Raw genomic sequence first — 16,913 nt, 5'->3', positions numbered from 1 at the left:
GAGCACACACCCGACCCGATCCGCGACCTGTTCCACGGACGCCCGGGTGGACGCACCATGATTATGTCGTGAACCACTTGCCAGAGAACACCTCCGGATTGCCGGATCGGACGCCGGTCCGAGCCGCGGTGGCCGCCGCGGCCGCCCGGCTGGCCGCCGCCGGTGTCGCCGCCGCCCGGGTCGACGCGGAGCTGATTGCCGCCTCGGTGCTGGACATTCCGCGTGGCCGGCTGGCATTGAGTGGCGACTTCGACCAGGCCGACATCGGCAGGTTCCACAGTCTGGTGACCCGCCGGGCGGCTGGAGAACCGGTGCAGCACCTCACCGGATCGGCACCGTTTCGTTATCTGGAGCTCGCGGTGGGGCCGGGGGTCTTCGTGCCCCGGCCGGAGACCGAACTGCTCGCCGGGGCGGGCGTCGACGCGCTGCGTGACCAGCCCGGCGAGGCGGTCGTCGTCGACCTGTGCAGCGGCAGTGGCGCGGTGGCACTGGCGGTCGCGCACGAGGTTCCGACGGCGCGGGTGGTCGCGGTCGAACGCTCGGCGGACAGCCTGCGCTGGCTGCGCCGCAACGCCCGGCGACGGGCCGCCGCCGGGGACCGGGCGATCGAGGTGCTGGCCGGCGACGTCCGGGATCCGGGCCTGCTCGGCGAGTTCGCCGGCCACGTGGACGTGCTGCTGTGCAACCCGCCGTACGTACCGGACGACACCCCGGTGCCGCCGGAGGTCGCCAGGCACGACCCGGCCGAGGCGGTCTTCGGCGGGCCGGACGGCCTGGCGGTCATCCGACCGGTGGTGCACCGCGCCGTGACCCTGCTGCGTCCCGGCGGGCTGTTCGGCGTGGAGCACGACGACGGCCACGCCGCCGCGGTCGTCACGTTGGTCGCCGCCGCCGGCCGGTTCGACGCTGTCACCAGCCACCGCGACCTGGCCGGCCGGCCGCGTTTCGTGACCGCCCGCCGGACGGGCTGACGGCAGCTGGAGGTGATCGGTGCGGATCAGCGGTCGGGCACGTGGCAGACTGGCACACCGTGATGCTCTATGACTGCCGGTCCGCCGCCGACCGTGACAAAGGCATCGCCGCGGCGATCGAGGCGGTCAAGAACGGCGAGCTAATCGTGCTGCCGACGGACACCGTGTACGGCGTCGGTGCCGACGCCTTCACCTCGTACGCGGTCACCGCGCTGCTCAACGCCAAGGGCCGGGACCGGCAGATGCCGCCGCCGGTGCTGGTCGGTTCCCGGCACACCCTCGACGGGTTGGTGCTGATCCTGCCGCAGCCCGCCCGCGACCTGGCCGACGCCTTCTGGCCGGGGGCGCTCACCATGATCGTTGAGCACGCGCCCAGCCTGAACTGGGACCTGGGGGACACCAACGGCACCGTGGCGATTCGGATGCCGCTGCATCCGGTGGCGCTGGAGGTGCTGCGGGAGACCGGGCCGATGGCGGTCTCATCGGCGAACAAGACCGGCCGGCCGCCGGCGGTGACCGCTGCCGAGGCCCGGGACCAGCTCGGCTACTCGGTTCGCGCGTACCTGGAGGCCGGCCCGTGCCCCGACCCCGTGCCCAGCACCATCGTCGACCTGACCGGCGACGTGCCCCGGGTGGTCCGTGACGGCGCGATCCCGATCGAGAAGCTGCGTGACGTGGTCCCGGACATCATCGGTACGGAGTCCTAGTGCCGCCGTTCACCGTTCTTCATGTCTGCATGGGCAACATCTGCCGTTCGCCGATGGCCGAGCGGCTGCTGGTGCTGGCGCTCGAGCAGCGGCTGGACCGCCTCGGTCCGGCCGTCGCGCCGCCGGTCGAGGAGCTGTTGCACAGCCACAGCGCCGGCACCGGTGGTTGGCACGCCGGCGAGGAGATGAACCCGCCGGCGGCCCGCCAGGTGCTTGCCCGGGGCGGGCAGGTCGACGGCTTCGCCGCCCGTAAGCTGCGGTCCGACCAGATCGACGCCGCCGATCTGGTCCTCACCGCCACCGCCGACCAGCTCGAGTACGTGCTCGCGTTGCGCCCGGATGCCGCCGAACGCACCTTCGTGCTCGGCGAGTTCGGCCGGTTGCTGCCGGCGGTGGACGCGGCCGGGCTGCCCGGTGCCCGGTCGAGTCCGGACGCGGCGGTCACCCCGGAGGCGGTGCACGCCCGGGGCGCGGCACTGGTCGCCGCGGTCGCCGCGGTCCGGTCCGGCGCCGGTCCGCAGCCGGGGGACGATCTGGACGACCCGTGGGGGCGCGGCGACCACACCTTCGCCCGGGTGGCCGACGAGATCGAGGAGACGGTGGGAGCGCTCGGCGTGGCGCTGCTGCCCTGAGATCGGCGGGGCGGGCAGAGGATGCAGGCGGAGGTCGTCCGGTGATGCGCAGTCGGCTGCGGCATCTGCCGGTGCCGTCGATGGTGTCGGCGGTGCTGCTGGTGGTGCTCGCCGGGGTCGGCGGCTGGCTGGACGGAGTCCCGGGGGCGGTCGGCGCCGTCGTCGGTGTCGCGCTGGTGGCGGCCAGCTATGTGGCCTCCAGCCTGGCGCTGGCCTGGGCGGACTCGGTGCATCCGCGGATGGTGCTCAGTGTGGGCCTGCTCACCTACAGCCTGAAGTTCGCGCTGCTCGGGGTGGCGGTGTTCGCGGTGGCGGCGTCGGACTGGCCGGGGCAGCGGATGCTGGCGGTGGCGATCATCGTGGCAACAGTGGGATGGATCACGGCCCAGGTGTGGTGGACCTTCCGGGCCCGGATCCCGTACGTGGAAATCGATCCGCGCTGATCATCCGGTGACCCCGGGTGCCCATCGACGGCGGGGTCAGCGGCGAGGATCAACGATATTCGCGAGGATTTGTCGGATTTGACCTACGCTGAGGCCGAGATCGCCGGTGGTGTGGGGAGTGGATACCGACCGGGGCGGAAGAGGAGTAGCGTGTGCACCCATCTGATGTGCGACCGGGTCGCCCACACAACGAGGGTTGTGCGGGGGGTGACGCACAGCCTTCATCGTTGCCCTGATATGTTTCCGGCGTCATGGCCGGTGAACCACCTTCCGAACCCGCAGGTCCCTCGGGGGCCGACACCGGGTTTGCCGCGATCGGCTATCTGCTCGGCGGGATGGCCGTGTGGGGCGGCGCGGGGTGGCTCGTCGACCGTTGGCTGGACCTGCCCAACGTCGGGCTGCTGATCGGGCTGATCGGCGGGACGGCGGCCGGGGTCTACCTGACCGTTAAGAAGCTGGGCGCGTGAACCAGGCCCGACCAACGGAGGATGCGCGTTGATTGAGCAGCCGACCGTTCTCGCCGCGGAGTTCCCTCCCGGCGTGGATGCCTTCGACTTCCGCAGCCTGATCCCCGGGTTGGACGGCACCGCCTGGGCGGCCGCCTTCACCAAGATCACGCTGCTGCTCTGGATCGCCGCCGCACTGGTGATGATCTTCTTCCTGGTTACCTACCGCAGCCCGAAGCTGGTGCCGACCAAGGGCCAGTGGCTGGCCGAGTCGGTGTACGGCATGGTTCGCGACAACATCGCCCGGGACGTCATCGGCCGGGACGGGGTGCGGTTCGCGCCCTACCTGACGGTGCTGTTCTGCTTCATCCTGCTGAACAACCTCTGGGGCATCGTCCCGTTCGCCCAGATCTCCCCGATGTCGCACATCGCCTTCCCGATGGTGTTGGCCTTGGTCAGCTGGCTGCTCTACATCGGCCACGGCATCGCCAAGTGGGGTTTCGTCGGTTACGTCAAGCACGTCTGCTGGGTCTCCGGCGCGCCGCTGTGGGTGCAGCCGATCCTGGTGCCGATCGAGTTCGTCTCGAACCTGATCCTGCGGCCCGTCACGCTGTCGGTCCGACTTTTCGCCAACATGTTCGCCGGCCACATGATCCTGCTGGTCTTCACCCTCGGCGGCGTGGCGCTGTTCCAGGCCGACAGCCTGTTCATCAAGCCCATCGCGGTGCTGAGCTGGGGCATGGCGATCGTGATGACCTTCTTCGAGTTCGGCATCATGGTTCTCCAGGCGTACGTGTTCACCCTGCTCAGCGCGACCTATCTGCAGCACTCCCTGGCCGAGTCGCACTGATTCCGCCTCCCTCGACCGATACACGTCCATGGGTCAGCCGCGTGGACGACAACTGAACATTCACCTAAACGTGCGCGTGACGGACACGCGTTCAACGCAGGAGGAAAACAACCATGGAGATCACCGGCAGCCTGAACGCCATCGGCTACGGCATCGCCGCCCTCGGCCCCGGTATCGGCGTTGGTCTGGTGTTCGCCGCCTACATCCAGGCGACCGCCCGCCAGCCGGAGAGCGCCGGCCTGACCCGGGTCTACATGTTCATGGGCTTCGCCGTGATCGAGGCGCTCGCCCTGCTCGGTCTGGTGCTCGCGTTCGCGCTCTAGGCCCACTGGCGGTCTGACTCGGTGACCGGTTGCGCGAGCGCCGGTCCGGGCGAAGGGAAGTGTCCATGTACGAAGAAGTCACGTACATCGCCGCGGAAGAGGGCGGGAACATCCTGCTCCCGCCGCTGTCCGAGATCATCGTCGGCCTGATCGCCTTCGGGCTGCTCGTCGCCGTACTGCTGAAGTTCGTGTTCCCGCGGATGGAAGCGATGTACCAGGCGCGGGTCGAGGCGATCGAGGGCGGCATCAAGCGGGCCGAGGCCGCCCAGGCCGAGGCGAACCAGCTGCTGGAGCAGTACAAGGCCCAGCTGGCCGAGGCGCGTACCGACGCGGCCCGCATCCGCGACGACGCCCGGGCCGACGCCGAAGGGATCCGGCAGGACATCCTCGCCAAGGCGCGGGAGGAGTCCGACCGGATCATCGCGGCCGGCAAGGAGCAGCTCGCCGCCGAGCGGCAGACCATCATCCGGGAGCTGCGCGCCGAGGTCGGCACGCTCGCGGTCGACCTGGCCGGCCGGATCGTCGGGGACGCGCTCGCCGACGAGGCCCGCCGTAAGGGCACCGTCGAGCGGTTCATGGCCGACCTGGAGAACGCGGGGGCCCGCTGATGCAGTCCGCCACCAGCCGGGAGTCCTACGCCGCGGTGACCGAGCGACTGGTCGGCTACGTTGCCGGTGCCGCCCCGACGGCGGTCGCGACCACGGCCGACGAGATCCTCTCGGTGGCTGATCTGCTGCGCCGTCAGCCCCGGCTGCGGCGGGCGCTGGCCGACCCGGCCCGGCCCGCCGACGACCGGACCGGGCTGCTGCGCGGCCTGTTCGAAGGGAAGATCGGCGCGGACAGCCTCGACCTGCTCGACGCGGTCGTCGCGGCCCGCTGGTCGGCGCCGTCGGAGCTGCTCGACGCCACCGAGCGACTCGGCGTCGACACCGCACTGGCCGGTGCCGAGTCGGCCGGCGAGCTGGCCGAGGTGGAGGACGAGCTGTTCCGGTTCGGCAAGATCATCGACGGCGACCCGCAGCTGGGTGCCGTCGTCGGTGACGTCGTCGTGCCGGCCGACCGGCGGGTCGAACTGGTCCGCACGCTGCTCACCGGAAAGGCGCTGCCGGCCACGGTGCGCCTCGCCGAGCAGGCGGTCCGGGGCTTCGGCGGGCGATCCGTCGGCGCCGGACTGGGCCGGCTGGTCGAGCTGGCCGCCGCCCGGCGGGACCGGCAGGTCGCGCACGTCACGGTCGCCGCACCACTGACCCAGCCCGAGGAGCAGCGGCTGGGCGCCACGTTGGCCGAGATGTACGGTCGGGAGGTATCCGTCAAGTTGACGGTCGACCCCGCCGTACTCGGCGGGATGAGCGTACGGATCGGTTCCGACCTGTACGACGGCACCGTTCGGCGCCGCCTCATCGACACTCGCAAGGCGCTCGCCGGGCGCTGATTCAGTCCATGCCGTTCCGGGTTCATCCGGGCCACTAGACATAGAGGAAGCAGAGGATGGCCGAGCTGACCATCTCGTCGGACGAGATCCGTGGTGCCCTAGAACGCTACGTCTCCTCCTACACGCCGGAGCTGTCTCGTGAAGAGGTCGGCACCGTGGCGGACGCCGGGGACGGCATCGCCCACGTCGAGGGCCTGCCTTCGGCGATGGCAAACGAACTGCTGGAATTCGAGGACGGCACGCTGGGCGTGGCGTTGAACCTCGACGTACGTGACATCGGTGTGGTCGTCCTGGGCGACTACGCCGGCATCGAGGAGGGCCAGCGCGTCAAGCGCACCGGCCGGGTGCTCTCCGTCCCGGTCGGCGACGCCTTCCTGGGCCGGGTGGTCAGCGCGCTCGGTGAGCCGATCGACGGCCTCGGGGACATCGCCAACGACGGCTTCCGCGAGCTGGAGCTGCAGGCGCCGAACGTGATGGCCCGCCAGTCGGTGTCCGAGCCGCTGCAGACCGGTATCAAGGCGATCGACGCGATGACCCCGATCGGTCGCGGCCAGCGGCAGCTGATCATCGGCGACCGCAAGACCGGTAAGACCACCGTCGCGCTGGACACGATCCTCAACCAGCGGGCCAACTGGGAGTCCGGCGACCCGGCCAAGCAGGTCCGCTGCATCTACGTGGCGATCGGGCAGAAGGCTTCCACCATCGCCTCGATCAAGGGCGTGCTGGAGGAGCACGGCGCGATGGAGTACACCACCATCGTCGCCTCGCCCGCCTCCGACCCGGCCGGCTTCAAGTACATCGCTCCGTACACCGGGTCGTCGATCGGCCAGCACTGGATGTACGCCGGCAAGCACGTGCTGATCGTCTTCGACGACCTGAGCAAGCAGGCCGAGGCGTACCGCGCGGTGTCGCTGCTGCTGCGCCGTCCGCCGGGCCGTGAGGCGTACCCGGGTGACGTCTTCTACCTGCACTCCCGGCTGCTGGAGCGGTGCGCGAAGCTCTCCGACGAGCTGGGCGGCGGCTCGCTGACCGGTCTGCCGATCATCGAGACCAAGGCCAACGACATCTCGGCCTTCATCCCGACCAACGTCATCTCGATCACCGACGGGCAGATCTTCCTGGAGACCGACCTGTTCAACCAGGGCCAGCGGCCGGCGATCAACGTCGGTACGTCGGTCTCCCGGGTCGGTGGCGCCGCGCAGGTCAAGCCGATGAAGAAGGTCGCCGGCCGGCTGCGGCTGGACCTGGCCCAGTACCGCGAGCTGGAGGCGTTCTCCGCGCTCGCCTCCGACCTGGACAAGGCGTCGCGCAACCAGCTGGAGCGCGGTGCCCGCCTGGTCGAGCTGCTCAAGCAGCCGAACTATTCGCCGTTCCCGGTGCAGGAGCAGGTCGTCTCGGTCTGGTCCGGCACCGAGGGCAAGCTCGACGACATCCCGGTCGGCGAGATCCGGCGGTTCGAGTCGGAGTTCCTGGAGTACCTGCGGCACTCCCACTCCGGCACGCTGGACTCGATCGCCGCGCACAACTGGGACGACGAGATCATCGCGACGCTGTCCGACGCGGTCGAGAAGTTCAAGCAGATGTTCCTGTCCAAGGACCCGGAGCGGGTGGTCAACGAGGCGCCGGCCGAGGCACTGGAGGGCGAGCAGGAACGCGAGAGCGTCACCCGGTACGTCGCCGACGCTGACGCCGAGAAGGAATAGGGCGGTTCCGGATGCCAGCGCAGGTTCGGGTACTCCGCCAGCGGATTCGCTCGGCGAAGTCGATGAAGAAGATCACCAAGGCGATGGAGCTCGTCGCGACGAGTCGGGTCGCCAAGGCCCAGGCGCGGGTGGCGGCCTCGCTGCCGTACGCCAACGCGATCACCGGTGTGCTCACCGCGCTGGCCTCCAATGCCTCGGTCGACCATCCGCTGCTGACCGCACGTCCGAAGGTGCGCCGGGCCGGTGTGCTCGTGGTCACCAGCGACCGGGGCCTGGCCGGCGGGTACAGCACCAACGCGATCAAGACAGCGGAGTCGCTCATCGAGCGGCTGAAGGCCGACGGCAAGGAACCGGTGCTGTACGTGATCGGCCGTAAGGGCGTCTCGTACTACCGGTTCCGTAACCGGCCGATCGAAGCGAGCTGGACCGGCTTCTCCGAGCAGCCCGGCTTCGCCGACGCCCGCGAGGTCGGCCAGACGCTGATCGCGGCGTTCCAGCGCGGCGCGGACGACACCGACGGCGGCGGGGCCGACCAGGTGCTCGGGGTGGACGAACTGCACATCGTCTCCACCGAGTTCAAGTCGCTGATGACGCAGACCCCGGTGCCCCGGATCCTCGGCCCGATGGAGGTCAAGGACGAGCCGAGGGACGCCGCTGGGGTGCTGCCGGCGTACGAGTTCGAGCCGAACGCCGAGGCGCTGCTCGACGCGTTGCTGCCGAAGTACATCAACACCCGGATCTACGCGGCACTGGTCGAATCGGCGGCGAGTGAATCGGCGGCCCGGCGGCGGGCGATGAAGAGCGCCACCGACAACGCCGAGGAAATGATCGAGAAGTACACGCGGCTAATGAACTCGGCGCGTCAGGCCGGGATCACTCAGGAGATCAGCGAGATCGTCGGCGGCGCCAACGCGCTCGCGGCGGCGGGAAGTGAAGTGTGATGACTGCCTCTGTAGAAACCCAGGCAACCGGAGCGACCGCATCGGCTACCGGCCGCGTGGTCCGGGTCATCGGCCCGGTCGTCGACGCCGAGTTCCCGCGCGACGCGATGCCCGACATCTTCAACGCCCTGCACGTGGACGTCGCGCTTGCCGGCGGCGAGCGGACCCTGACCCTCGAGGTCGCCCAGCACCTCGGCGACAACGTCATCCGGGCCATCTCGATGCAGCCGACCGACGGCATGGTCCGGGGCGCGGAGGTCCGCGACACCGGTTCGCCGATCATGGTGCCGGTCGGTGACGGCATCAAGGGCCGGGTGTTCAACACCATCGGTGAGTGCCTCAACCTGGCCGAGGGCGAGACGCTGCAGGTGACCGAGCGCCGGTCGATCCACCAGAAGGCGCCGGCGTTCGCCGACCTGGAGCCGAAGACCGAGATGCTGGAGACCGGCATCAAGGTGCTCGACCTGCTCGCCCCGTACGTCAAGGGCGGCAAGATCGGCCTGTTCGGCGGTGCCGGCGTGGGCAAGACGGTGCTCATCCAGGAGATGATCATCCGGGTCGCGAACAACTTCGGTGGTACGTCGGTCTTCGCCGGCGTCGGGGAGCGGACCCGTGAGGGTAACGACCTGATCCACGAGATGACCGAGTCCGGCGTCATCGACAAGACCGCGTTGGTCTACGGCCAGATGGACGAGCCGCCGGGTACCCGGTTGCGGGTCGCGCTCGCCGCGCTGACCATGGCCGAGTACTTCCGGGACGTGCAGAAGCAGGAAGTGCTGCTGTTCATCGACAACATCTTCCGGTTCACCCAGGCCGGTTCCGAGGTCTCCACGCTGCTCGGCCGGATGCCGTCCGCGGTGGGTTACCAGCCCACCCTGGCCGACGAGATGGGTGAGCTGCAGGAGCGGATCACTTCGGTCCGGGGCCAGGCGATCACCTCGATGCAGGCGATCTACGTGCCCGCCGACGACTACACCGACCCGGCGCCGGCCACCACCTTCGCCCACCTGGACGCCACGACCAACCTGGAGCGGTCCATCTCCGACAAGGGCATCTACCCGGCGGTGGACCCGCTGGCGTCCTCGTCGCGGATCCTCGCCCCGGAGTTCGTCGGCCAGGAGCACTACGCGGTGGCTTCCGAGGTGAAGCGGATCCTGCAGAAGTACAAGGACCTGCAGGACATCATCGCCATCCTCGGTATGGAGGAGCTCTCCGAGGAAGACAAGATCACCGTCTCCCGGGCCCGCCGGATCGAGCGGTTCCTGTCGCAGAACACCTACGCGGCCGAGGTCTTCACCGGCATCAAGGGTTCGTACGTGCCGGTGAAGGACACCATCGAAGCCTTCCGCAAGATCAGTGAAGGGGAGTACGACCACTTCCCCGAGCAGGCCTTCTTCATGTGCGGTGGGCTCGACGACCTGGAGCGCAACGCTCAGGAACTCATGAAGAGCTGACGACGGCGCCAGCCGTCGGCTTGGAGGAAGAGCTGACGACGGCGCCAGCCGTCGGCTTGGAGGAAGAGCTGACGACGGCGCTAGCCGCCCCGGTCGTTCACGAGCGCCCCGCCACTGCGGCGGGGCGCTCGTCGCGTTTGTCGACGGCCATCCGGGGTACCCGACCGGCTCTGCGGCGGACGGGGGGCGGAGCATGACGCAACCGGATCGGACCCGGGCACGCCCAGCGAGGCTGAGCCGGCCGGAACGGCTGGCGTTGCTCGCCGTACTCGTCGGTCTGCTTCTCGCCGGTGGGGCCGTGGTGGTGCTCAGCCGCACCGTCGCCGACCGGTATGCGGCCGCCGTACCCACCGCGGACCTGTTCGGCGACGTCGGCGTCGGCACCGGTGTGGACAGCGCTCCGGACGACCGGCTCACCGGCCCGGTCAACCTGCTGGTGGCCGGCATCGACCGGCCGACCGACCAGCCGGAGAAGGCGCCCCGGGCCGACACCGTGCTGCTGGTGCACGTGCCGAGCGGGCTGTCCCGGGCGTACCTGATCTCGCTGCCCCGGGACCTGCTGGTGGACGTCCCGGCATTCGGTGTCAGCGGCCACCCGGGCGGCGTCGACCGGATCAACGCCGCGATGGCGTACGGCAGCCGGGTGCCCGGTGCCGAGTACCCGGACCCGGTGACCGGATTTCAACTGCTCGCGGCGACGGTCTCGGCCCGCACCGGGATCGACCGGTTCGACGCCGGTGTGATCGTCAACTTCGCCGGCCTGGAACGCCTGGTCGACGCGGTCGGTGGGGTACGGATGACCATTGACGTCGATGTGCGCTCGGCGCACCGCCAACCGGACGGCCGGCCGCGGCCGGGCAATCCCGACGGCCCCGGGTACGTCGGTCCGCAGGCCGAGTACAAGCAGGGGGAGCAGCGGCTCAACGGTTGGCAGGCGTTGGACTACGTCCGGCAGCGGGAGAGCCTGCCGGACGGCGACTACGGCCGGCAGCGGCACCAACGGCAGCTCGTCCGGGCGTTGGCCGAGCAGGTGATCAGCCGGGATCTGATCACCGAACCGGGTCGGTTGACCGCGGTGCTGGACGCCGCCGGTGAGGCGGTGGTGGTGGGCACCCGGGGCCGGTCGCTGGTCGACTTCGCGTTGGCGCTGCGCCAACTGCGTGCCGACGACATCGTCATGCTGGACCTGCCGGGCGTGGCCGTCACCGACCCGGGCGGCGGGTATCAGGGGGAGCGGTTCACCGACGACGCCGACGAATGCCTCGCCGCGTTGCGGGCCGGCACTCTCGACCAGTTCGTGTTGACCCGTCCTGAACTGGTCAATCGCGAAAAGTAACCGGTGCTCCGGCGGGCACCCGGCTGGGAGTCCGCGCATCGCCCCGATTAAACTCGGGTGGTCCTCGCCATCAAAGGAGTCCGCGTTGGCCAAGCAACTGCACGTCGAACTCGTCGCCGTCGAGGAGATGGTCTGGTCCGGTGAGGCCGAGATGGTGATCGCCCGCACCACCGAGGGCGAGCTCGGCGTCCTGCCCGGCCACGCGCCGATGCTCGGCCAGCTCGCCGAGCCCGGCCAGGTGCGGATCACGCTGCCGGGGCGGGAGCAGCTCGCCTACGACGTCGCTGGCGGGTTCCTCTCAGTGACCACCAACGGAGTGACGATTCTCGCGGAGGAAGCCACTCCGGCCGCCCCCGCCACCGCGTCCGGACACTGAGCGGGCTGCGTCGATGTCGACCATCCAATGGTTCGGGATCGGCGTACTGATCCTGCTCGCCGCGATCCTGGTGCTGTTCGTCCGGCGGGCGCTGGTCGTCCGGGTGCGCGGCACCATCAAGTTGAGCTTCCGGGTCTCCACCATGGTCGACGGCCGTGGCTGGTCGTCCGGATTCGGCCGGTTCGCCGGTGATGAGCTGCGCTGGTACCGGATGTTCAGTTTCGCGCTGCGGCCCAAACGGGTGCTGTCCCGGCACGGCCTGGCCGTGGAGAGCCGGCGCAGCCCGCGCGGGCAGGAGCGGCTCGCGTTGCCGCACGACTGGGTGATCCTGCGGTGCACCAGCCACCACGCACCGGTCGAGATCGCCATGGCGGAGTCGACGGTCACCGGCTTCAGCTCCTGGCTCGAGGCGAGCCTGCCGGGCGGCAGCTCACGCAGCCTCGCCGCCTGACCTCTCAAGGCGCATCCGGCGAACAGCAGCGACCCCCCGTGGCCGGCGCCGCCGGGTGGTGAACGCCGGGGACTCCTCCAACACCAGGTACGTCGTGCCGTACCGCCAGGAGCGGCCGGCCAGCGTTGGTACGCCTGCCAGCCGAGTTCACCCAGCAGCCAGGACCAGCCCGGTTCAGCCCCGGACAGATCGGGTACCCACAGCTCCACGTGGTGCAGTCCGGCCATCGGCTGATTCGCGATCTTGTCGAGATCAGCGCCCGCCGCCCGGTTTCCACAGCACGTCGCCGTCCGGGTTTGCGGTTCTGGACAAGATGAAGAGCAGATCCGAGAGACGATTGAGATACTTTGCCGGAAGAGCACTAGTTCGTTCCGGTTCGTGGGTGATCAGCGCCCATGCCGAACGCTCGGCCCGCCGAGCGACGGTGCGGGCCACGTGGAGCAGCGCGGCACCGGGGGTACCGCCTGGCAGGACGAAGGAGTCGAGCTTGGCCAGCCGTGAGTTGTGCTCGTCGCACCACCCCTCCAGCCGGGTGACGTACGCCTCGGTCACCCGCAGCGGCGGGTACGCCGGTTCCGGCTCGACCGGGGTGGCCAGGTCGGCGCCGACGTCGAACAGGTCGTTCTGGATCTGCCCGAGCATCCCACGTAGCGTCTCGTCGAGATCGCCGAGGGCGAGGGCGACACCGAGCGCGGCGTTGCATTCGTCGACGTCGGCGTACGCGCAGATCCGCGGGTCGGTCTTGGCGACCTGTTCGTTGTTGCTCAACCTGGTCGTGCCGGTGTCCCCGGCCTTGGTGTAGATGCGGGTGAGGTGGACGGCCATGAGCGACAGGGTACGGATTCTCAGCCGCGCCGGCAGCGCCACCGTCGAGCCAGCTCTGCTGCCGGCCGCGTCCGGGGACGTCATCCGGGTCGGCGGCGGTAGTCGGCTCGCCGGGACGGTGCCGGTGGAGGGCGCGAAGAACTCGGCGTTGAAACTGATGGCGGCGGCGTTGCTGGCACCGGGCCGGACGGTGATCGGCAACGTGCCGCGGATCACCGACATCGCCATCATGGCCGACGTGCTGCGCGGACTCGGCTGCGAAGTCACCATGAGCGAGGCCGACCCGCTGTCGGTCACCGGACCGTCGTTGGTCGCCGGCTCGCGGTCGGCTGCTGGTTTGCGGCCGGTTGCCGGCTCGCCACGCGCCGACACGGTGACCATCGACGTGCCGCCGGCACCCAGCTGTCAGCCCGACGTCGATCTGGTCCGCCGGCTGCGGGCGTCGATCTGCGTGCTCGGCCCGCTGCTGGCCCGGTGCGGACGCGTCACCGTCGCCCAACCGGGCGGCGACGCGATCGGCTCGCGCGGGCTCGACATGCACGTCGCCGGCCTGGCCCGGATGGGCGCCGAGATCTCCGCCGCCGACGGCCTGGTCGTCGCCTCGGCCGCGCGGGGTCTGCACGGCGCGACGATCTGGCTGGACTTCCCGAGCGTCGGCGCCACCGAGAACCTGGTGATGGCGGCGGTGCTGGCCGATGGGACCACCGAGATCGACAACGCTGCCCGCGAGCCGGAGATCGTCGACATCTGCGCGATGCTCACCGAGATGGGCGCCCAGATCGACGGCGCCGGCACCGCCACCCTGCGGATCGAGGGTGTGCCGGAGCTGCGGCCGGTCCGCCACTCCACCATCGGCGACCGGATCGTCGCCGGCACCTGGGCGTTCGCCGCCGCGATGACCCGCGGCGACGTCACCGTACGCGGCGTCGACCCGTCGTTCCTGGCGGTCGCCCTCGACAAGGTGGCGGCCTCCGGGGCCACCGTCGACACCACCGGCGACGGTTTCCGGGTACGGATGGAACGTCGGCCGAGGGCGGTGGACGTGGTCACCCTGCCGTTCCCCGGCTTCGCCACCGACCTGCTGCCGATGGCGATCGGCCTGGCCTCGGTCAGCGAGGGCGCGTCACTGGTCACCGAGAACATCTTCGACGGCCGGTTCCAGTTCGTCGACGAACTGCTGCGGCTGGGCGCGGACATCAGGACCGACGGCCATCACGCGGTGGTACGCGGCCGGGAACGGCTGGTCGGCGGCCGGGTACGGGCGACCGACATCCGGGCCGGAGCCGGGCTGGTGATCGCCGGGCTCTGCGCCGAAGGGGTCACCGAGATCGCCGACGTGCACCACATCGACCGGGGCTACCCGAACTATGTGGCCGACCTGTGCTCGCTCGGCGTCCAGGTGCAGCGGCTGTCCGGGGCACCGGCCGGCTGACCGCTGGGTGTGCCGTACGGCCAGCGGCTGACCGCCCCTACCGGGTTAGCGATCGTTCAGGTGCGCCGGATAAGCTGCCAGCTGGCACATCCGGTCGAGGCGCGTGGACGAGGAGATGAAGAGATGGCAGGTCAGCTGGCAGTGATCGGCGCGGGGTTGATGGGCTCGGGCATCGCCCAGGTTGCCGCCCAGGCGGGCTGGCGGGTCATCCTGCGCGACCTGGACGACGCGGCGACCTCCCGGGGCGTCGCCGGCATCCGCCAGTCCCTGGACAAGTTCGCCGGCAAGGGCGTGATCAGCGCCGATGACGTCGAATCGACGATGGGCCGGATCACCACCACCACCGAGCTGGAGGCAGCGGCCGACGCGGACGTGGTCGTCGAGGCCGTCTTCGAGCGCATCGAGATCAAGCATGAGGTGTTCCGGGCACTCGACAAGATCTGCAAGGCGGACGCGGTGCTGGCGACCAACACGTCGGCGATCCCGGTGACCCAGATCGCCGCGGTCACCGAACGCCCCGAATCGGTGGTCGGTACCCACTTCTTCTCCCCGGTGCCGATGATGAAGCTGTGCGAGCTGGTCCGCGGCTACAAGACCTCGGACGCGACGCTGGCCACCGCGAAGGCGTTCGCCGAGGAGATCGGCAAGACCTGCGTGGTGGTCAACCGGGACATCGCCGGCTTCGTCACCACCCGGCTGATCGCCGCGCTGGTCGTCGAGGCGGTCAAGCTCGTCGAGTCCGGCGTGGTCTCCGCCGAGGACCTCGACACCGCCTGCAAGCTGGGCTTCGGTCACGCGATGGGGCCGCTGGCCACTACCGACCTGACCGGCGCGGACGTGTTGCTGCACGCGGCGAAGAACATCTACGCCGACACCGCCGACGAGAAGTTCTTCCCGCCGGAGCTGCTGCAGCGGATGGTCACCGCCGGCGACCTGGGCCGCAAGACCGGCCAGGGCTTCTACACCTACTGACCTCGACGCCAGCTACCGGAACGCGGGCCAGTGCTCCGGCCTTCAGGCCGGGGGTGAAGGCCCGCGCGCCGCTGGCCACGGCGTCGACGCTGACGAACTACTGCGCCAGCTTGCTGACCGCGCGGAGCGCGAACAGCAGTGAGCGACGAGGCGTACCGACTTTCCGTAGCGCCCGCTGCCCGGCGAGCCCTGACCAAGGGACCACCTGTCGGCCTGCCGCTGGTCGTCGCGATGGCCGTCGGTCAGTTCCTGACCGGCCCGTTGCTGGAAAGGCCCTATGTGGTCGGCAAGCCGTTGACCCGCGAACTGACCGATTATCACTCGGCACGACGCGGCGCGTATCGGGTGATCTACCGGATCGACGAGGACAACCGAACGGTTCATGTTACCCGCATCGATCACCAAACGGATGTCTACCGTCCGTAGCAGTCGCATCGGTTCAGCTGACGCGTAGTGCTGCTGCCAGAGGTGGTTGGTCGACCGGGTCGCCGGAGCGGCGCATCGCCCATAGCGGCGGCCCGCCGGCCGGCAGGTGCGCCACCCGGACGATCCGGTAGCCGTTGCGCAGGTGGAACGCCTGGGACCGTGGACTGCTCGCCTCGACCACCGCCGGCATGCCGATCCGGTCCAGCCGGGCATGATGCGCGGTGAGCAGCGCCGACCCGATGCCTTGGCGGCGTAGCCACGGCGCCGCCGCCAGGAACGCCAGGTGGTGGTGTCGGCCGGTCGGTTCCAGGCGGCCGGCGGTGAAGGTGTAGTGCGCGTACGGGCCGTGCCGGTCACCGCAGGCCCGCAACCGGCGCCGCTGATGTTCCGCCGACAGGAGCCGGTCTGCCGGGTGCGGGTACCAGATCGCCACGCCGTCGCAGTGCCCGACCACGTCGACGATGCCGTGCCGTACGGCGTACCTCAGCTCGGCGGCGAAGAACCGGTGCATCGTCAGGTACCGCAACGCGTGGTCGTTGATCAGCCAGGACACCACCGGGTCCAGCACACACGCCTGCGCCAACAACTCGGCCAGGGGTTCGACGTCGGCGGCCGTGGCGGTCCGTACGGTCAGCGCCGGACCGCCACGGCTGCCGGCCGCTGGCGTCGACCCGGTCACCGGCGCGCGCCGGCCTGGTAGACGCCGTGCCGAGTGGGCGTTGCCTGGGCGGACTGCCAGCGGCGCAGCGCGTCCTTGATCCGGTCGTTCTGTTCCCAGGTGCGTTCGAGTTCGGCGTACACGATGCCAAGGTCGTGGGCGACGCGGTCGAGGAACGCGGCGACCTCGCCGGGGTCGAGGCCCCGGCCGCCGCCGCGCCGGGCGACCGTCGGGAAGCGGTGGCTGCGGACCTGCCAGGGCCGGATCGGCCGGTACGCCGACCCGCGCTGATTGTGGCCGGCGGGGTTGCCGGGTGCCCGGTAGACGCCGGTGGCGCTGCCGGCGGGCCAGGTAGCCGGTGGTGTGGTGGCCATGGTGCGTCGTCGCCGGCGGACCTGCCACCGGCGCCACAGTTCACGCATCTCGTCTTCCTCCCCATTGCTCGCTACTGCCGCTGGTGGTTCCGTTCATTCGTGTGCCGGGTTGCCGGTGACGGGTGGACGGGGTGGCCCTGCCGCTTGCCGATGCCGGTGGG

At 70.1% G+C, this 16,913-nt stretch carries 21 protein-coding genes; 18 read left to right on the top strand and 3 right to left on the bottom strand.

The genetic code is table 11. The features are described 5' to 3' along the window. Positions 1-68: 68 nt before the first annotated feature. The 15 genes from prmC (at position 69) to O7621_RS28740 (ending at position 12,065) form a co-directional block, all read left to right on the top strand. A complete protein-coding gene (prmC, locus tag O7621_RS28810; protein WP_282232108.1) occupies positions 69-971 on the top strand; it encodes a peptide chain release factor N(5)-glutamine methyltransferase in 903 nt (300 codons plus the stop codon). Positions 972-1,033: 62 nt separating this feature from the next. After that, positions 1,034-1,678: an L-threonylcarbamoyladenylate synthase gene (locus O7621_RS28805; protein ID WP_282234781.1), complete on the top strand. Its 645-nt coding sequence runs from the start codon at positions 1,034-1,036 to the stop codon at positions 1,676-1,678. Next, positions 1,678-2,310, top strand: coding sequence for a phosphotyrosine protein phosphatase (locus O7621_RS28800; RefSeq protein WP_282232107.1), 633 nt, complete (start codon positions 1,678-1,680; stop codon positions 2,308-2,310). The genes O7621_RS28805 and O7621_RS28800 overlap by 1 nt, the downstream gene beginning before the upstream one ends. A gap of 44 nt (positions 2,311-2,354) precedes the next feature. Next, a complete protein-coding gene (locus O7621_RS28795) occupies positions 2,355-2,753 on the top strand; it encodes a hypothetical protein (RefSeq protein ID WP_282234780.1) in 399 nt (132 codons plus the stop codon). Between the two features lie 251 nt (positions 2,754-3,004). Next, positions 3,005-3,220, top strand: a complete 216-nt coding sequence (locus O7621_RS28790; protein ID WP_123603396.1) for a hypothetical protein — start codon at positions 3,005-3,007, stop codon at positions 3,218-3,220. Between the two features lie 28 nt (positions 3,221-3,248). Then, positions 3,249-4,049, top strand: coding sequence for a F0F1 ATP synthase subunit A (gene atpB, locus O7621_RS28785; RefSeq protein ID WP_282232106.1), 801 nt, complete (start codon positions 3,249-3,251; stop codon positions 4,047-4,049). A 113-nt stretch (positions 4,050-4,162) separates the two neighbouring features. After that, complete coding sequence (atpE, locus tag O7621_RS28780; RefSeq protein ID WP_278113038.1) at positions 4,163-4,372, top strand: ATP synthase F0 subunit C; 210 nt, start codon at positions 4,163-4,165, stop codon at positions 4,370-4,372. A gap of 65 nt (positions 4,373-4,437) precedes the next feature. Beyond that, positions 4,438-4,980, top strand: a complete 543-nt coding sequence (locus O7621_RS28775) for a F0F1 ATP synthase subunit B (RefSeq protein WP_278171188.1) — start codon at positions 4,438-4,440, stop codon at positions 4,978-4,980. Further along, complete coding sequence (locus tag O7621_RS28770) at positions 4,980-5,804, top strand: F0F1 ATP synthase subunit delta (protein WP_282232105.1); 825 nt, start codon at positions 4,980-4,982, stop codon at positions 5,802-5,804. The genes O7621_RS28775 and O7621_RS28770 overlap by 1 nt, the downstream gene beginning before the upstream one ends. Before the next feature lie 56 nt (positions 5,805-5,860). Further along, on the top strand, positions 5,861-7,507 hold the full coding sequence (atpA, locus tag O7621_RS28765; protein WP_282232103.1) for a F0F1 ATP synthase subunit alpha: 1,647 nt from the start codon (positions 5,861-5,863) through the stop codon (positions 7,505-7,507). Between the two features lie 11 nt (positions 7,508-7,518). Beyond that, the gene (locus tag O7621_RS28760; protein ID WP_282232102.1) at positions 7,519-8,448 is read left to right on the top strand and encodes a F0F1 ATP synthase subunit gamma; all 930 of its coding nucleotides are present in this window, start codon (positions 7,519-7,521) and stop codon (positions 8,446-8,448) included. Next, the gene (gene atpD / locus O7621_RS28755) at positions 8,448-9,902 is read left to right on the top strand and encodes a F0F1 ATP synthase subunit beta (RefSeq protein WP_282232101.1); all 1,455 of its coding nucleotides are present in this window, start codon (positions 8,448-8,450) and stop codon (positions 9,900-9,902) included. Before O7621_RS28760 ends, atpD begins: the two co-directional genes overlap by 1 nt. Positions 9,903-10,095: 193 nt before the next feature. Then, on the top strand, positions 10,096-11,238 hold the full coding sequence (locus tag O7621_RS28750) for an LCP family protein (RefSeq protein WP_282232100.1): 1,143 nt from the start codon (positions 10,096-10,098) through the stop codon (positions 11,236-11,238). An 85-nt stretch (positions 11,239-11,323) separates the two neighbouring features. Beyond that, positions 11,324-11,614: a F0F1 ATP synthase subunit epsilon gene (locus O7621_RS28745; RefSeq protein ID WP_123603387.1), complete on the top strand. Its 291-nt coding sequence runs from the start codon at positions 11,324-11,326 to the stop codon at positions 11,612-11,614. A 13-nt stretch (positions 11,615-11,627) separates the two neighbouring features. After that, positions 11,628-12,065 (top strand): DUF2550 domain-containing protein, encoded by a 438-nt coding sequence (locus O7621_RS28740; RefSeq protein ID WP_278171179.1) that lies wholly within the window; start codon positions 11,628-11,630, stop codon positions 12,063-12,065. Positions 12,066-12,317: 252 nt separating this feature from the next. Here the strand turns inward: O7621_RS28740 and O7621_RS28735 are convergent, their stop codons facing one another. Next, the gene (locus tag O7621_RS28735; protein WP_278171177.1) at positions 12,318-12,890 is read right to left on the bottom strand and encodes a cob(I)yrinic acid a,c-diamide adenosyltransferase; all 573 of its coding nucleotides are present in this window, start codon (positions 12,888-12,890) and stop codon (positions 12,318-12,320) included. Between O7621_RS28735 and murA the strand changes: the two genes are divergently transcribed. The 3 genes from murA to O7621_RS28720 all read left to right on the top strand — a co-directional run bounded on the left by murA (position 12,889) and on the right by O7621_RS28720 (position 15,720). Beyond that, a complete protein-coding gene (gene murA / locus O7621_RS28730) occupies positions 12,889-14,322 on the top strand; it encodes a UDP-N-acetylglucosamine 1-carboxyvinyltransferase (RefSeq protein ID WP_282232099.1) in 1,434 nt (477 codons plus the stop codon). The two genes, O7621_RS28735 and murA, sit on opposite strands and share 2 nt — an antisense overlap. 123 nt (positions 14,323-14,445) lie before the next feature. Next, the gene (locus O7621_RS28725; protein ID WP_282232098.1) at positions 14,446-15,294 is read left to right on the top strand and encodes a 3-hydroxyacyl-CoA dehydrogenase family protein; all 849 of its coding nucleotides are present in this window, start codon (positions 14,446-14,448) and stop codon (positions 15,292-15,294) included. A 138-nt stretch (positions 15,295-15,432) separates the two neighbouring features. Continuing rightward, on the top strand, positions 15,433-15,720 hold the full coding sequence (locus O7621_RS28720; protein WP_282232097.1) for a type II toxin-antitoxin system RelE/ParE family toxin: 288 nt from the start codon (positions 15,433-15,435) through the stop codon (positions 15,718-15,720). Positions 15,721-15,733: 13 nt separating this feature from the next. On the opposite strand, the gene O7621_RS28715 is transcribed toward O7621_RS28720, so the two are convergent. Next, positions 15,734-16,399 carry a GNAT family N-acetyltransferase gene (locus tag O7621_RS28715; protein WP_282232096.1) on the bottom strand — a complete coding sequence of 222 codons (666 nt, stop codon included), beginning with the start codon at positions 16,397-16,399 and terminating at the stop codon, positions 15,734-15,736. Then, positions 16,396-16,800, bottom strand: coding sequence for a DivIVA domain-containing protein (locus tag O7621_RS28710; RefSeq protein ID WP_282232095.1), 405 nt, complete (start codon positions 16,798-16,800; stop codon positions 16,396-16,398). Before O7621_RS28710 ends, O7621_RS28715 begins: the two co-directional genes overlap by 4 nt. Between the last annotated feature and the right edge of the window lie 113 nt (positions 16,801-16,913).

The organism is Solwaraspora sp. WMMD937 (assembly GCF_029581175.1).
Classification (GTDB): domain Bacteria; phylum Actinomycetota; class Actinomycetes; order Mycobacteriales; family Micromonosporaceae; genus Micromonospora_E.
The sequence above is the reverse complement of the archived record's forward strand: the minus strand, read 5'-3'. Positions and strand labels throughout refer to the sequence as shown.

Excerpts from the sequence above, each read along its gene's own strand:
- O7621_RS28770 (WP_282232105.1), top strand. The coding sequence starts at position 4,980 with ATGCAGTCCGCCACCAGCCGGGAGTCCTACGCCGCGGTGACCGAGCGA.
- O7621_RS28710 (WP_282232095.1), bottom strand. The coding sequence starts at position 16,800 with ATGCGTGAACTGTGGCGCCGGTGGCAGGTCCGCCGGCGACGACGCACC.
- O7621_RS28740 (WP_278171179.1), top strand. The coding sequence starts at position 11,628 with ATGTCGACCATCCAATGGTTCGGGATCGGCGTACTGATCCTGCTCGCC.
- atpE (WP_278113038.1), top strand. The coding sequence starts at position 4,163 with ATGGAGATCACCGGCAGCCTGAACGCCATCGGCTACGGCATCGCCGCC.
- O7621_RS28805 (WP_282234781.1), top strand. The coding sequence starts at position 1,034 with ATGCTCTATGACTGCCGGTCCGCCGCCGACCGTGACAAAGGCATCGCC.
- O7621_RS28790 (WP_123603396.1), top strand. The coding sequence starts at position 3,005 with ATGGCCGGTGAACCACCTTCCGAACCCGCAGGTCCCTCGGGGGCCGAC.
- O7621_RS28750 (WP_282232100.1), top strand. The coding sequence starts at position 10,096 with ATGACGCAACCGGATCGGACCCGGGCACGCCCAGCGAGGCTGAGCCGG.
- O7621_RS28735 (WP_278171177.1), bottom strand. The coding sequence starts at position 12,890 with ATGGCCGTCCACCTCACCCGCATCTACACCAAGGCCGGGGACACCGGC.
- murA (WP_282232099.1), top strand. The coding sequence starts at position 12,889 with ATGAGCGACAGGGTACGGATTCTCAGCCGCGCCGGCAGCGCCACCGTC.
- O7621_RS28760 (WP_282232102.1), top strand. The coding sequence starts at position 7,519 with ATGCCAGCGCAGGTTCGGGTACTCCGCCAGCGGATTCGCTCGGCGAAG.
- atpA (WP_282232103.1), top strand. The coding sequence starts at position 5,861 with ATGGCCGAGCTGACCATCTCGTCGGACGAGATCCGTGGTGCCCTAGAA.
- O7621_RS28795 (WP_282234780.1), top strand. The coding sequence starts at position 2,355 with ATGCGCAGTCGGCTGCGGCATCTGCCGGTGCCGTCGATGGTGTCGGCG.
- atpD (WP_282232101.1), top strand. The coding sequence starts at position 8,448 with ATGACTGCCTCTGTAGAAACCCAGGCAACCGGAGCGACCGCATCGGCT.
- O7621_RS28725 (WP_282232098.1), top strand. The coding sequence starts at position 14,446 with ATGGCAGGTCAGCTGGCAGTGATCGGCGCGGGGTTGATGGGCTCGGGC.
- O7621_RS28775 (WP_278171188.1), top strand. The coding sequence starts at position 4,438 with ATGTACGAAGAAGTCACGTACATCGCCGCGGAAGAGGGCGGGAACATC.